Here is a 13,719-nt window from a genome sequence, read left to right on the forward strand (position 1 = left end):
TGCCGGGCGCCCACCCCCGGGGAAACCGCCGTGGGGTCCGGCCGGGAGGTGGGTGCGCCCCGCCGCTCCTGGGGTCGGGCGGCGGTGGCGGGCCCCTGCGGGCGGGGGGCCGGCTTGTGCGTCGCGCGGTACTTCAGAACAGGATCACAGGTTGAGCAGGAAGTCGAAGTCCGTGTCCTTCGCGCCGAGCAGCCACGCCTTGGCCTCAGCCGGGGTGAAGACCAAAGGTAGGCGATCGGGGTTGTTCGAGTCGCCGATCAGGACGTACCCGTCCACGACGGCGACTCGAACGCAGTTCCCGCCGCCGCCGCTGTACTTGGACACCGTCCATACGACCGACGCCAGGTCGAACGAGGAGGGGTCCGGCTTGCGGCTTCCGCCGCCGCCGTTGCGCTTGGACACCGTCCATTCGACCGACGCCAGGTCGAACGAGGACGGGTCCGGCGTTTCTGTCACTGTTCTAGCTCCTTGATCCTTTTCTTGAGACGCCTGCGCGTCTCGTCGGGGTCCAGCGCTCGCTCCCACAGAGTGGTGAAAGCCGCTGTGTAGCGCTGCACATCTTCTTCCCCGTCGAAGTACAGCGAACTGACCATCGTCTCCACCCATACGACCCGACGGGCCGCCTCGGGAAAGCCCATGACGACGTAGGGGCCAGCGGACCCCGGGTGCAGCCCGATCGCCTCCGGCAGGATGCGGACGGTGTTCCGGGGGTCCTCAGACTCCTGGATCATGCGCTCCAGTTGCCGTCGCACCACCGCCGGGTCGTCGGCGAGGAGGTGGAGCGCACGCTCGTCCACGAGGGCGCGCAGCTCCGCAAGTGCGCCTTCTCGCACCTGCTGCTGCCGGTCCATGCGGACATCGACGAGGGCCTTGACTTCGGAGCGACGCAGATCGGGCCGCATCAGGGTGATGACGAGGTAGGCGTACTCCTCGTTCTGATGGAGTCCAGGCCAGACGTCCCGTTCGTAGTTCCACAGCTCAGTGGCCCGGCGTTCCATCTTCAGGAAGCCCTCAAACTGCATGGGGCCGAGCAAGTGGGCATTGCGCCGCCACAGCGCGGGGCGTGGCCGACCGGCGGGAGTGGTATCGGCTCCCAGAAGGGCCAAAATCTCAGCACTTTCCGTGGCGTTGGCCTGGTAGACCTCAAGCAGGGCTTCGACGAGGTCGCGGGAGACGCGGCGGCGCTGCCCTCGCTCCAGTCGGCTCAGTCCACTGTTGTCGATCTTGATGCCTCGGCGGCGCAGCGCTTCGTGGCCTGCGGCATCGCCTTGGGTGAGATTGCGCCGCTCGCGCAAGTCCTCAAGGCGCACGCCGACTTCACTGAGGGTCAACGACCACGGCGTCTTGGCGTCTGGCATGGTGGCCAGTCTGACGGCTCGTAGCTCCGCCTACAAGCAATATGGTTGAGCAATTTGCTCGGCCATATTGCTAACGGCTCACCTGAGGGAGCATCCTAGCGAGGGTCACGAAGAGTGCACCCCCGGTCGCGCCTGGTGGAATATGCCGGCTGGCTGGGTGGCCGGTGCTTGTCCTGCCGTTGTCCAAGGAGGGCTGTGTCGATGCCCCGCCCCACCCTGTTCCGCGTCCTCCTCATGGAGCGCAGGTGGGACCGGTGGAGCACGTTCTGCTTACGCTTCGAACAAGCGGCCCGCGACCTCGCCGAGGAAGTCAAAGCGCCCAGGCTGGCCACAATTACTGTGCCGCGACGCAGCTTCGACCGGTGGGCGAAGGGAGACTGGCATGGCGTACCGCGCCCGGACACGGCCCTGATCCTGGAGCGGCTCTTCGGCGTCCCCTCGGAGGATCTTTTCGGCCCCGCTCCGGAGTCCGTTCACCTCCAGGCCTCGCCGCGTGATCGTGATGGCCTCAGCGCCTCTCTCAAGATCACGGACAACTGGCCCACAAGCCGTCTGTACATGCCCTCGGGCGAGCTGCCTGGTTCGTGGGAGATGGTGGGCAGGCAGGCGCTGGACGGGACGGCTTCCTCCGTAGCCTTCCGTCCTGCCACGCGTTCTGGCTCCGTAGCTCAGATCGACGTCACCAACACCGCCGCTCTCGAACGCTTCCTGCGGTCGGCCAGGCGCGGGTTCCTCATCGGAGTGGACGAGCGGGAAAGCACCCCCCAGCTCTTCGTGATCGACGCCGCGAACGCCCGGCGTGCCCGCGCCACGGCCCCGGGGCGCAGCACGATCGAGCTGCCGGCCGCGCACGTGCTGGACGATCTCACCTACGGTCTGCTCTGGTCTCTCGTCCAGTTCGACGACGGACTGCTTGCAGACGACTCCGCTCTGGCCCAGGAGCAACACGCCCTGGACACCTACCTCGCCCTTCCGCGGTCAGCTCCCAGCCGCATGGCGATGCCCGACCTCAGCACGGCTGGAACGCAGTGGTTGGGGTCGAGCTTCTGTGCGCAGCACATCATCCGCCGGCTCGATGGGCTGACGGAGCCCCCGGTCTTCTGGACACGCGAACAGACTGGTGAACAGGCTGCTGCGTGGCTGTGGTTTCAGCACAAGATCGACTACCTCAGGACCTTGTCATCTCGCTACGCCGAGGGTGCTGCACCGATGTCTCGTGCCTTCTGCATCCCCGAGAGCGAGGTCAGCCGGAGCGACCGGTACGAGCGGATCCTGCTGCTCCTGGCGATCTCCCTGATGGAGCTGCAAGGTATCCGCGTCGACGTTCTTCCCGACCCTGAGTACTCGGAGGTGGACGGGTTCGCACTGATTCCCGAGCAGCGGGCAGTGGTAGCCAACTGGACGCGAACCGACGCTATCTGGGCCGTGGACACGGTGACACAGCGCCCCGCTCTCCGGGGATACCGCGAAGCAGCGGGCGAAGCACAGGCGCACAGCGTGATGCGGGGGCCCGACCCGCAGACCCGGCTGCGTGCTCTGGCCGGATACCTGGAGATCGACTGGACTTGGCTGGTCGTACGATGCCGCGAGCTGAGGGAGTGCGGGATGGCGAGCATCGTGCGGCCCAGGAGCCGGCACCTCAGCGTCGAGGCCTTGGACGAGGTGTTCCACTTCTTCGGATCCCTTGCCCCCGACCGGTGAGAGGCACGACGCTGACCCTGACCTGTTCTTGATCCTCTTCTGTGAAAGGCGATCGCCGTGGACCCCAAATCCCAGGTTCCGCTCCCGCGTGTTCTGGTGCTCTCGCTCGGTGGCACCATCGCCATGGCGGCCGATACGACGGGACAGGGCGTCGCACCACGGCTGACCGTCGAGGATCTCGCCGCTGCGGTGCCTGAACTCGCCTCGGAAGCCACCCTGGAACTGGTGGACTTCCGGAAGATCCCGGGGGCATGGCTCGAGGTGGAGGACATCGCCGCTGTCGCTGAACTGCTCAACAAGCGCTCCTCGGACACTGCGGGGTTCGTAATCACCCAGGGCACTGACACCCTCGAGGAGACGGCCTACCTCCTGGACCTGCTGTACACCGAGGACGCGCCGGTCGTCATCACCGGCGCCATGCGCAATGCGCAGATGGCGGGCGCCGATGGGCCGGCCAACGTCCTCGCCGCCGTGCGCACTGCTGCCTGCCCCGAAGCCCGTGGTATGGGCGTTCTCGTCGCGTTCTCGGACGAGCTCCACGCGGCCCGGCACGTACAGAAGACCCACAGCACCAGCACGTCCGCCTTCACCTCACCCGGCGCAGGACCGGTCGGGCATCTGGTGGAAGGCCGACCCCGGATCCACTTCACGCTGCCGCGCCAGGGGCATATCGACCTGCCCGTGGCGCGCCCTGCCTCCGTCGAGCTGATCGAGGCCACCCTCGGCAGCGAGGGCCTCCTCCTCACCGAGGCTGCAGCCCGGCTCGACGGGCTCGTCGTCGCGGCCTTCGGCGCCGGCCACGTCCCGCGGACATGGGCGCAACGGCTGGGCGACCTCGCCGCACGCGTCCCCGTCGTCCTGACTTCCCGCACCGGCGCCGGAAGCGTCCTCACCCACACCTACGACTTCGGTCCCGGCTCGGAGACCGACCTCCTCAGCCGGGGACTGATCAACGGCGGCCGATTGGAACCGCGCAAGGCTCGGCTCCTGCTACTCGCTCTCCTGCGCTCCGGTGCAGACCATGCCTCGATCCAGGCCGCCTTCGCCACCCACCGCTGACCTTGACGACTCACGATCGGACTCCCATGCGCACCACCGAGATCACCATCGGCCGAAAGTTCGCCGTCGCCCTCGACCACGGCGAGGACTTCTTCGAGGCGCTGGCCGTCTTCTGCCGCGAAACCGGAATCCGCGCCGGCTACGTCACGTTCATCGGAGGCTTCAGCCACGCCCGGCTGGTAGGAACCTGCGAGCCCCTCAAGCACCCGGAGCGCCCGCTCTGGGAAGAGATCGAAGTCAAGACCCTGGAAGTCCTCGGCAACGGAACTCTCGCCTGGGACACCGAGAACGACCGCGTCGCGCCGCACATCCATGTCACCGCCGGCCTCAAGGCAGACGCCGCTGACGGGCGGACCAGCCACCTCCTGGGCGCGACCGTCCAGTTCGTCACCGAGCTCGTGATCGAGGAATGGACCTCACCCGCGGTGACCCGCCCGCGCAATCCCGACCTCTACGACGTGCCCCTGCTCACCTTCGGACAGAAGGGCTAATCCCACCCGGCCGGCGTCCAGGTAGACCTTCGCCGCCGCGCGATCCGCTCATCCGGCACCCAGCCTTGAAGGAGGAGGCATGGCCACCACACGCTTCACTCTCCTCGTGCAGGAGAGAAACTGGGACTCGTACGAGAAGTTCTGCATTCACTTCAGCGAGGCAGCGAGACGGGCGGCCGAACGGGAGAACGATCCCCGTCTCGCGCGGGCGGATGTCTCCCGCAGTTCCTTCGACCGGTGGATGGGCCGCAAGGGTACGTTCAAGGGCACTCCCCGCCGTGACGCATACCTCGTCCTTCGACACATGTTCAACATGTCGCCCGAGCGACTGTTCGAGCAGGTTGAACCCGTCTTGCGCCCCCCCATCGACTTCACCTCCGGCGCGGCGGCTCCTCCCGCCCAGGCGCCCGAGTTCGACGACCCGCTGGCAGTTGTCGCGCAGACACACAAGCTGACCAGTTCCAACGCCGATGACCCCATCCTCATCATGGTGACCCAGTCGATCGCCAGCATCGTGAGCCGCTACGAAGCGCTCGGACCGCACCAGCTGGCCGGCGAGGCCCGAGTCATCCGGGAGATGCTCCACGGAGTCCTGGGCGGCCAGCAGCCCCCACGCGTACGGGCGGAACTCTTCCGGCTCGCTTCCCAGGCATCTGGGCTTCTGGGGTACATGGCTGTCAACGCCGGAGCGCGGTTCGAGGTGGTCAACGCCTACTGCACGGAGGCAGAGTCGCTGGCCCGTGAGATCGGCGAGGTCTCGATGCAGATGTGGGCGACCGGTACCCGGTCGCTGGGCCTGTACTACCAGAAGCGGTACGCGGAAGCCGACGATGCGGCCTCCGCCGGCATTGCCCTGGATCCGGACAACCCGCAGGCAATCCGGCTGCTCGTCAACGGCCGATCCCGTGCACTCGGGCGCCTCGGCGACCGTGGCAGAGCCGAAGCCGCCATCGGACAGGCAATCGACCTGTCGGATCGGCAGTTATCACTCCCCGACGGCCTGACCTCGTGCATCAGCTTCGACCCCTACTCCATGCCACGAACGCTCGCGAACGCCATCACCACGCGCCTGTCGCTCGGTGACACGGCCGAGGTCGTCGCGCACGCCGCGGAGATCGAGGACCTGGTGGCGCACTCCCCCTCGGACTGGAGCCGCGCCCTGGTCGGCCTGGACGTGGCATCAGCACTGCTGAAGCAGGACTCCCCCGAAGTCGAGCACGCCATGGCCCTGGGCGGCAGAGCACTGCGGGCCGGCATCGGCCGGCCTATCAAGTCGGTCTGGGAGAGGGCGAAGGAGCTGTATGTGGGCGCCGAGCGGTGGCATGACGAATCCGTTGTAGGGGACTATGCCGATGAGCTCCGGAGCTGGCGGGCGCAGCCCCAGGTAGGACCGCTCGCCGAAGTTCAGCACGCCCAGATCACCCCCTGACGAACGCCGAGGAGCCCTGTGACGCCCGAGCTGGCGACCGACCCGAGCGCCTTCCCCTGTGAGCCGCCGGCCGATCTCGACGATCCGGACACGATCGTCGAACACGACTGGCACGCCTTCCAGAGCGTCGAGCACATGGGTGATCACTGGGATCGGCCGGGATGGTCCGACGGACAGCGCACGTACTACTGGATGCTGACCTTCTCCGGAGCGTCCGAACTCCTGGGCCTGGCAGGGCACTGTCAGAAGGCCCTGTACGACCTGGGGATGGATCCGGTCCCGAGTGACGGGCTGCATGTGACGATGCTGCGGGTTGGCCGTACGGATCAGGTGTCCGTGGACCAGGTCGAGCAGCTTCTCACCGTGGCGCAGGACTTGCCCGTTCAAGCGTTTCGCCTCCTCGCCCATCCGCTAGCGGGTTCACGCGGCGCAGTCCGGTTCAGCCTCTCGCCCTGGCGCCCCGTGATCCGCCTCCACGCCGCCCTCGCCGACGCTGGCGAACGGGTCGGCATTCCCGGTGGCAGGCCGACGAGCGCCTTCCGCCCGCATCTGGGGATCGCCTACAACAACCGGACCCGGCCGGCTGCGCCCGTCATTCACGCGGTAGGGCAGCTCCGCTCACTGCCGCCCGTCGCCCTGGACGTGGCAACGGTTGAGCTGGTGGAACTACGCCGTCAGGACAGGGCGTACCGCTGGCGGACCGTTCACTCGGTCCCCCTGCGTCCCGAGGTTCCTTCCCAGCCCAGCGCCCCGAGCAGGTGATCAGCGGCTTACCGACGGCCGGCCGCGTCGTCCCGGCCCTCCGCCACGGGCGGTCTGAGCCTCTCTTGAGGGCTCAGGTACGGGCTGGCTGAGGCACTCGTCGCCGCGGCTGGTGTTCTATGTCAGCCCGGATCTGGGCGAATGCCGTGTCGATCACCTGAAGCTCGGTAGCCGTGAGAGCGGGGCCTGACAGGCAGCCGAAGTTCTCCTCCAGCTGAGCCGTGCTGGTGAAGCCGACGACAGCTGCGCAGTGGTCGGCCCTCTGCAAACAGAAGAGCAACGCCAACCTGGTCAGAGCCCCCGGCTCATTGCCGAAGTGGACTCGCAGCGGCTGCATCCCGGCCGTGACGCTCGTGGCCTTCTCGGGAGTGAGGGTCCTGGCCCCCGCCGGCCGGACGGCAGAGCCGGGGGATGGCGTGGTGTTCCGTGGGCCTCGTCCTGTGAGCAGGCCGTGGGCCAAGGGGGCCGCGAGGATCACACCGACTCCGTGGCGGGCGGTGAAGGCGAACAGATCCTCGCCCTCCAGGGTGATCACCGGGGTGAGCGCGTTGAAGCGGGTCCAGATGATGTTCGGCTTGATCATCCGGAAGAGGTAGAGGAACCGGGCCGCGCAGGCGTCACGTTCAGCCGGCGTGGCGCCGTAGGGGACGTACGGGCCCCGCATCCCAATAGCTCTCACGGCCCCCACCTCACGAAGGGTGCGCATTTGCTCGATCGCGCCGCCCAGATACCGGTCCTGCGGGCCGAAGTCCCAAGAGTCGAGCGTGTAGAGGTCGAGTTCCTCGATGTAGAGGTTCTCGAGCGTCTGCTGGAACTGGTGATGAATGTGACGGCCGGCGTAAGCGTGTGGAGCTGAGCCGCGGACGTGCCCGACCTTGCTGCTGGTGAGCAGCTTCTCGTCCGGGTGCTCACGCAGGAACCGACCCAGCAGGCGCTCGGCATGGCCGGCACCGTAGCAGTCGGCTGTGTCCAGCAGGTTGGCGCCGAGCTCGACGGCGCGGCGTAGGCCGTCGAGAGCGCGCCCGTCGCTGACCTGGGTCTGCTTAGGGCCTTCGGCTACCCCGATGGCGCCGCAGTTGACGCCGAGCGGGTGAGCGTAGAGGCCCTGTCCCAGGTGACGTTTCGTGGAGTCGAACGCACTCATCAACGAGAGCCTGCCCCTGTTAGCACGGCGATGACGATCTTCCCGTCCGTGATCTGCTCGACCGTCCAGGTACTGGCGAGGGTGTGGACGAGGAACAGGCCTCGTCCGTTCGTGGCCAGGTCCGCGAACTCGGTCGACGAGTTGGAGGGGCTCGCGGGGAGAGCACGGGTGTCAGGAGCACGGTCGACGACTCCGAGCGCTGAGCCGAATTCGTAGACCTCGATCCGCATCAAGACCGCACCGCCGGCATGCCGGATGGCGTTGGCGATGAGCTCGCTGGCTACCACCATCGCGTCATCAGCTCGGGATCCGTCCGTGCTCAGCATGTCAGCAAGCTCGACGCGAGCAGTGCGCTGTGGGGCCTCTCGCCCTTCAAGCACGATGTCGCGGTGCTTCAACAGGTCTCCGAGACTGCGGTCACGGACCAGCTCAGCGGTTGTCGGGGGCACTCTCGTCTCCTCGGGCTCGAGACGCCCTGCGGCGTAGCCGGGATTGGCCTGCCTCAACCGTGGCGGAATTGCGTTGGCGTCGGTACGCCGAACCGTGGCCACTTCTTGGCCACTTCGTCGCCATGCCCCTCCGCCGCCCCGTCCAGCGCTGAGGGCAAATAGTTCAAATCGGATAGAGCTCAGCGTCATCGCGAGGCTGAAGTGGCGAAGAAGTGGCCACGGTTCGGCGTACCAGTGCGCAGCAATCCACGGCACCGTGGGGTCAGGCCGACAGCCCTCCGTTCTGGGACCCCGGAACGATGCCTCGGTCGGACCCGCCCGGTCGCAACGAGCCGGCTCAGCTCGCCGGACACCCCACTGAAGGGAGTAGTTGATGGGACACCCCGCTGTCGCCTCTCGCGCCATCGACGCCTCCCGCCCCAGGTACGGGGCGAGCGTCAGCGCACGGCACTGGACCCCCGTGCACGCCATGCGCTGGCGCCTTGCCCTCGGGCTCCGCGCCCCGATCGGGAGCTGGCCGGTGCTGCCCCTGCATCGTGGCCCCCGCAAGGCCGGAGCGAGGCACACGGGCATGGCGCCCACGCCTCCCGGCTGCCGCGGCGAGGGACTCCCCCGCGGCAGCCGGTCCCCTTCGTCGCCACTCCTGTCCCTGCCCCTCCAGCGCCGCTTCCCCCAAGGAACCGCCATGTGTCAGCACAAGCCCACCTGCCCGTCCGCCGAGGCAACGGACCGCGAGGCGGCCGTCGTGGTCTCGGCCCACCCCGAGCAGGGGTGGAGCCAGCTGTGCAACGGCGTCCTCCTCTTCGACGACACCGGTGAGATCCTCCCCGACGGCAAGATCATCCAGCCGCGCCGACTGACCGCCACCACGCCGAGCGTTGCGGCATGAGCAGAACCCCGTTCCTTCAAGGGGGCCTCCCGGTGCCATACGTAACCGCGTGGAGCGCGGAGACGTACCCTGAGCCCACCGTGGTTCTGCACCGGACAGGGCTGGGCATCGGCTATGCGGACGAGACCCAGTACGACCGAGACATGGATGGCGTGCTGTGGATCCGGCAGGCCATCGCCCGAGGGGCCGGCAGGGCGTTGTTCCCGACCGTCCACGCGCTTCGTCAGCGACGCGCAGTCAGCCGAATGTTGTGTCAGGTCTGTGGCGTGGACACCATGGAGCTGGACCCGGAGCGGCAGCTGTTCGTGCTCAAGGACGTTGGCCGGCCGGTGGGTGAGGGGGAGCTGACCACCGCCGCCCCGGTCTGCCCCCCGTGTGCGTTCATCGCGGTCAAACACTGCCCCCATCTTCGCGAGCACGTGGCTGCGTGGGTCGCACGCCCGGTGTGCTGGGGCGTGGCTGGAATCCTCTACGACCCCACTTCCCTGCAGCCGGTTCCTGGGGAGGACCTCGTTCAGGTCGCCTACGACGATCCAGCTATTCGCTGGGTGCTGGCGTCCCGTCAAGTGCTGTCGCTCCAGGGCTGCGTCGCTGTGGATCTGAACGACCTCGGCCTGGCGGCGAAGTCGAGCCTGGCGGAGGCCCCGGCCCCCTTCCTCCGCTCCTGAAGAACGCGGCGAAGCGCTCGTACGCCGTGCCCACCCGCAACCGCCCGGTCTCTTCCGGGCCCGTAGAGATCGGACACCATGGAAAGCCGCCTCATGTCTCCGCACCAATCCCTGCCTCTCGGGGCAGCGGTTACCGGTGCGCTGATCCCGACCCCCAGGAACGCACTGGTGCGGCCCCGGCAAGTGGGACGGATCGAGGACCACGGCTTCATCGGGAACATGCGGACGGCCGCCTTGGTCGACCGGGACGGCGCCATCGACTGGATGGGCCTGCCCCGCTTCGACTCCCCTGCCCACTTCACGAGCCTGCTCGGGACCGAGACGCACGGGCTGTGGCGCATCGGCCCGGCTGGTGCGGACGGTGCCGCGCCCGCAGCTGCGGACCGGCGGCGCTACCTCGACGGCACGCTGATCCTGGAGTCCACTTGGATCACCCCGACCGGCACGGTCCAGGTTCTCGACTTCATGCCGACCACCGGTGGGGCGCCGCAACTGGTCCGCATCGTGCGCGGCGTCAGCGGCAGGGTGCCGATGCGATCCCTGATGCGGGCGCGCCCCGGGTATGGAATCCGCGTGCCGCGGATCGAGGTCGACGGCAGCCGCGCGAGCGCCGACCTCGGTGACGGCCGGCTCTGGCTCGACACCTCCGCCCCCACTCGTGAGGCCGACGGTGACCTGTCGTCGGAATTCACCGTCTCCGCGGACGAGCGCGTCTCCTTCACCCTGTCCTGGGAGCAGGGCCACGATGCCCCGCCGCCGCTGCCGGACGCGACCGGGCTGATGAAGGCGACCGCGGACTTCTGGAGGGACTGGATCTCCCAGTCCACCTACACCGGGCCCCACCGGGGAGTCGTCGAGCGGTCCCTCATCACGCTCAAGGCCCTCACCTACGCGCTGACCGGCGCCATCGTGGCTGCGCCGACGACGTCGCTGCCCGAAGAGATCGGCGGCGTGCGGAACTGGGACTACACCTTCTGCTGGCTGCGCGATTCCGCCCTCATCCTGGAGATGCTCCTGGCGTGCGGCTTCGTGCAGGAGGCCAAGGACTGGATCGCCTGGCTCCGGGTGGTCATCGGGGGCCACCCCGAGAACTTGCAGGTCATGTACGGGGTCGGCGGCGAGCGCGACCTGCCCGAGACTGTGCTCGACTGGCTGCCGGGCTTTGAGAACTCGGCTCCGGTCCGGATCGGGAACGGCGCCGTCAAGCAGCTGCAGCTGGACATCTACGGCGAGGTCATCAACACCCTGTACGCGGCGCAGCAGCGTGACCCGAGCCTGACGGCGGTTGTCGCGCCGCTGATCACGGACCTGGTGGGCTGCCTGGAGACGTGCTGGGAGGAGCCGGACGAGGGGGTGTGGGAGGTCCGCGGCCCGCGCCGGCAGTTCGTCCACTCCAAGGTGATGGCCTGGGTCGGCTTCGACCGGGCTGTGCGTCTCGTCGACTCCGGGGCCTGTCAGGGTCCGGTGGAGCGGTGGCGGGAGATCCGGGACACGATCCACGAGCAGGTCTGCCGCGACGGGTACGACGAGCAGCGGAACACCTTCACGCAGTCGTACGGGTCGTCGGCGCTGGACGCCTCCCTGCTGCAGCTGGCCATCACCGGCTTCCTCGCCCCGGACGACAAGCGGCTCATCGGCACGATCGAGGCGATCCAGCAGGAGCTGTCCATCAAGGGCGGGTTCCTGCTGCGCTACCGCACCGAAGGCGCGGCGCCGGGTGTCGACGGCCTGCCCGGTGACGAGGGCGCCTTCCTCATCTGCTCGGGGTGGCTGGTCACCGCTCTCGCTCTCATCGGGCGCGTCGACGAGGCCGAGATCCTCCAGGACGGACTGCTGCGGGCCCGCAACGACCTCGGCCTGCTCGCCGAGGAGTGGGATCCCGTCAACGAGCGACAGCTGGGGAACTTCCCGCAGGGCTTCTCGCACGTGGCGATCATCCAGTCCGAGCTGGCCTTGGAGGCCGCGCGGTGTGACCGGGAGCTGGTCGGAGCGGGGGCCGGGCGATGAGGGCGGCCTCCCTCCGCCCGGCGGGGTTCGCGGCTGCCGGCCCCGGGGCGGTGTCGCCCTCGTACGGGGCCTGCCCCGGCCCGCAGGAGATCACCATCGGCGACCTGTTCCCCCTGAGGGTGGCGGACGAGCCCTTCGCCGCGGTGATCGGGGAGCACTTCGACACCCTGACGATGCCCAGTCGCACCGCGCTGGAAGTCATCAGCCGTTTCGAGGGGTTCCGGCCTCATCCGGTGGGCGCTGCCGTGGCCCGTGCGCTCACCGACGAGTGGGTCCTCATCCTCCCGCCCGGCTCCGGCTACGGCATGCAGTGGAGCTGGCCGGCCGAACACCGTGACGAGGGCCTCCTCGAGGTCCCGCCGCGCGCGGGCGGACCGGGCGACGACCTGCGCTGGGCCCGCTTCGGCAACGCGCAGGGACGGGTCTTCAGCGCGCCGTTCCTGCTGATGGCCGCCCTGTGTCCGCCGCCCGCGACCCGCCCTCCGTACTTCGTACCTGCCCGAGACGACCGCACGCCCGTGGGGATCTGATGAGCACTCTGATAGAAGCCGCAGCGGTTGCCGTGCCGTCGGCGCTGGCCCTGGCGGGCGGAGGCGCGGTCTGGCACTTGCGGGGGACCCTGCGGGCGGAGCGCCGACGGTCCGACAGGTTGCAGCGGCATGCCGAGAACCTGACCCGGCAGTTGCGGGCCGCCGAGCTGATCCTCGGGCAGGTGGCCGACGAGGTGGTGCCTGCGATCCAGGAGGCCGTCGTCCGGCCCGGCGCCGGACAAGGCGTCGACTTCACGCTGCCGGACGCCCTGACGGGCACCGTGATCGCCGACCGGGTGCGTGCCGTCGTGGATTCGGTGGCCGCGGCGATGCGGCAGGTGCAGTACGACGCGGAGACCGCCACCGGTGTTCAGGTGTCCCAGGTCAAGCAGGACGCCGACGCAGCGGCCGCCGAAGCCCAGCGGGCTGCCGAGGAGGCCGCCCAGGCGGCGGTGCGCAGCTTCGCCGCGTCCTTGGTGGTGATCGCATCGAAGGTGAGCCGGCAGATCAGCGAGGGGGTGCGCCGGCACGCGGGCGGGGAGGCGTACGAGACGCTCGTCACCATCGACCGTCTCGTCCAGCAGCTGCTGCTGGTGGCGCAGAACTACGTGATTCTCGGCGGGGGAAAGCTGTCGAGGCGCTGGCCGGCCACCACCGTCACCGACGTGGTCCAGGCGGCGATGGGCCACCTGGAGGGGTTCGAGCGGATCAAGCACGAGGAATCCGATGTCGCCCTGACCAGCCGGGCAGTCGGGCCGGCCGTCCACACGATTGCGGTGCTCCTCGACAACGCGCTGAAGTACTCGCCCTCGTCGGCCTCCGTAGACGTGCGCCTGCTCAACGGGCACCACGGCCTGACGGTCCGGATCGACGACGCCGGCCTGCAGATGAACCGCGAGGCCGTGATGGCCGCCCGCCAGAGACTGAACGGTGAGAAGGCCGCGCCGGTCACCCAGCTCGGGGCGCACCCGCGCACCGGGTTCGCGGTGGCCGCGGTCCTGGCCCGCGAGTACGGCTTCAGCGTGGACCTGGAGGCCCCCAACTCCTACCGGGGCACGAGCGTCCAGATCTTCTTCCCCAGCCACCTGCTCACCCATGTCCCCGAAGAGCCGACGGCCAGCATGCAGCCCGCGCCAGCGGTGCCCGCGCCGCAGACCACGTCCACTGGCCTGACCGTCCGCCGGCGCGGCGCGGCCCTCGCACCGCGGCAGCCCGCCGGTGACGAGCACGCC

Annotated in this window: 14 protein-coding genes; 10 read left to right on the forward strand and 4 right to left on the reverse strand. The window is 68.8% G+C overall.

Features of this window, described 5'->3' with window-relative positions:
- Positions 1-144 precede the first annotated feature (144 nt).
- Together ABT093_RS39250 and ABT093_RS39255 are read right to left on the reverse strand one after the other, a co-directional pair.
- The gene (locus tag ABT093_RS39250) at positions 145-456 is read right to left on the reverse strand and encodes a DUF397 domain-containing protein (protein ID WP_350572286.1); all 312 of its coding nucleotides are present in this window, start codon (positions 454-456) and stop codon (positions 145-147) included.
- Entirely contained in the window at positions 453-1,358 is a 906-nt protein-coding gene (locus ABT093_RS39255) for a helix-turn-helix domain-containing protein (protein WP_350572287.1), read from the reverse strand. Before ABT093_RS39255 ends, ABT093_RS39250 begins: the two co-directional genes overlap by 4 nt.
- 201 nt (positions 1,359-1,559) lie before the next feature.
- Between ABT093_RS39255 and ABT093_RS39260 the strand changes: the two genes are divergently transcribed.
- The 5 genes from ABT093_RS39260 to ABT093_RS39280 all read left to right on the forward strand — a co-directional run bounded on the left by ABT093_RS39260 (position 1,560) and on the right by ABT093_RS39280 (position 6,800).
- Positions 1,560-3,059 (forward strand): transcriptional regulator, XRE family protein, encoded by a 1,500-nt coding sequence (locus tag ABT093_RS39260; protein ID WP_350572288.1) that lies wholly within the window; start codon positions 1,560-1,562, stop codon positions 3,057-3,059.
- A 57-nt stretch (positions 3,060-3,116) separates the two neighbouring features.
- Complete coding sequence (locus tag ABT093_RS39265; protein ID WP_350572289.1) at positions 3,117-4,118, forward strand: asparaginase; 1,002 nt, start codon at positions 3,117-3,119, stop codon at positions 4,116-4,118.
- 26 nt (positions 4,119-4,144) lie between these two features.
- Positions 4,145-4,609, forward strand: a complete 465-nt coding sequence (locus ABT093_RS39270; RefSeq protein ID WP_350572290.1) for a PPC domain-containing DNA-binding protein — start codon at positions 4,145-4,147, stop codon at positions 4,607-4,609.
- A gap of 79 nt (positions 4,610-4,688) precedes the next feature.
- Entirely contained in the window at positions 4,689-6,038 is a 1,350-nt protein-coding gene (locus ABT093_RS39275) for an NsdA family TPR-like regulatory protein (RefSeq protein ID WP_350572291.1), read from the forward strand.
- A gap of 18 nt (positions 6,039-6,056) precedes the next feature.
- Positions 6,057-6,800, forward strand: a complete 744-nt coding sequence (locus ABT093_RS39280) for a 2'-5' RNA ligase family protein (protein WP_350572292.1) — start codon at positions 6,057-6,059, stop codon at positions 6,798-6,800.
- 73 nt (positions 6,801-6,873) lie between these two features.
- Here ABT093_RS39280 and ABT093_RS39285 read toward each other — a convergent pair whose 3' ends face one another.
- Together ABT093_RS39285 and ABT093_RS39290 are read right to left on the reverse strand one after the other, a co-directional pair.
- Complete coding sequence (locus ABT093_RS39285; protein ID WP_350572293.1) at positions 6,874-7,944, reverse strand: aldo/keto reductase; 1,071 nt, start codon at positions 7,942-7,944, stop codon at positions 6,874-6,876.
- Entirely contained in the window at positions 7,944-8,342 is a 399-nt protein-coding gene (locus tag ABT093_RS39290; RefSeq protein WP_350572294.1) for an ATP-binding protein, read from the reverse strand. Before ABT093_RS39290 ends, ABT093_RS39285 begins: the two co-directional genes overlap by 1 nt.
- A 736-nt stretch (positions 8,343-9,078) precedes the next feature.
- Between ABT093_RS39290 and ABT093_RS39295 the strand changes: the two genes are divergently transcribed.
- From ABT093_RS39295 to ABT093_RS39315, 5 genes are all read left to right on the forward strand, one after another.
- Positions 9,079-9,282, forward strand: a complete 204-nt coding sequence (locus ABT093_RS39295) for a DUF5999 family protein (protein WP_350572295.1) — start codon at positions 9,079-9,081, stop codon at positions 9,280-9,282.
- Positions 9,283-9,362: 80 nt separating this feature from the next.
- The gene (locus tag ABT093_RS39300; RefSeq protein WP_350572296.1) at positions 9,363-9,950 is read left to right on the forward strand and encodes a hypothetical protein; all 588 of its coding nucleotides are present in this window, start codon (positions 9,363-9,365) and stop codon (positions 9,948-9,950) included.
- Between the two features lie 168 nt (positions 9,951-10,118).
- Positions 10,119-11,957, forward strand: coding sequence for a glycoside hydrolase family 15 protein (locus ABT093_RS39305; RefSeq protein ID WP_502884424.1), 1,839 nt, complete (start codon positions 10,119-10,121; stop codon positions 11,955-11,957).
- Positions 11,954-12,487 carry a hypothetical protein gene (locus tag ABT093_RS39310; RefSeq protein WP_350572298.1) on the forward strand — a complete coding sequence of 178 codons (534 nt, stop codon included), beginning with the start codon at positions 11,954-11,956 and terminating at the stop codon, positions 12,485-12,487. Before ABT093_RS39305 ends, ABT093_RS39310 begins: the two co-directional genes overlap by 4 nt.
- A partial coding sequence (locus ABT093_RS39315) for an ATP-binding protein (protein WP_350572299.1) occupies positions 12,487-13,719 on the forward strand: 1,233 nt, incomplete at its 3' end. The genes ABT093_RS39310 and ABT093_RS39315, both read left to right, overlap by 1 nt.

Source organism: Kitasatospora sp. NPDC002551, assembly GCF_040296005.1.
Taxonomy (GTDB): domain Bacteria; phylum Actinomycetota; class Actinomycetes; order Streptomycetales; family Streptomycetaceae; genus Kitasatospora.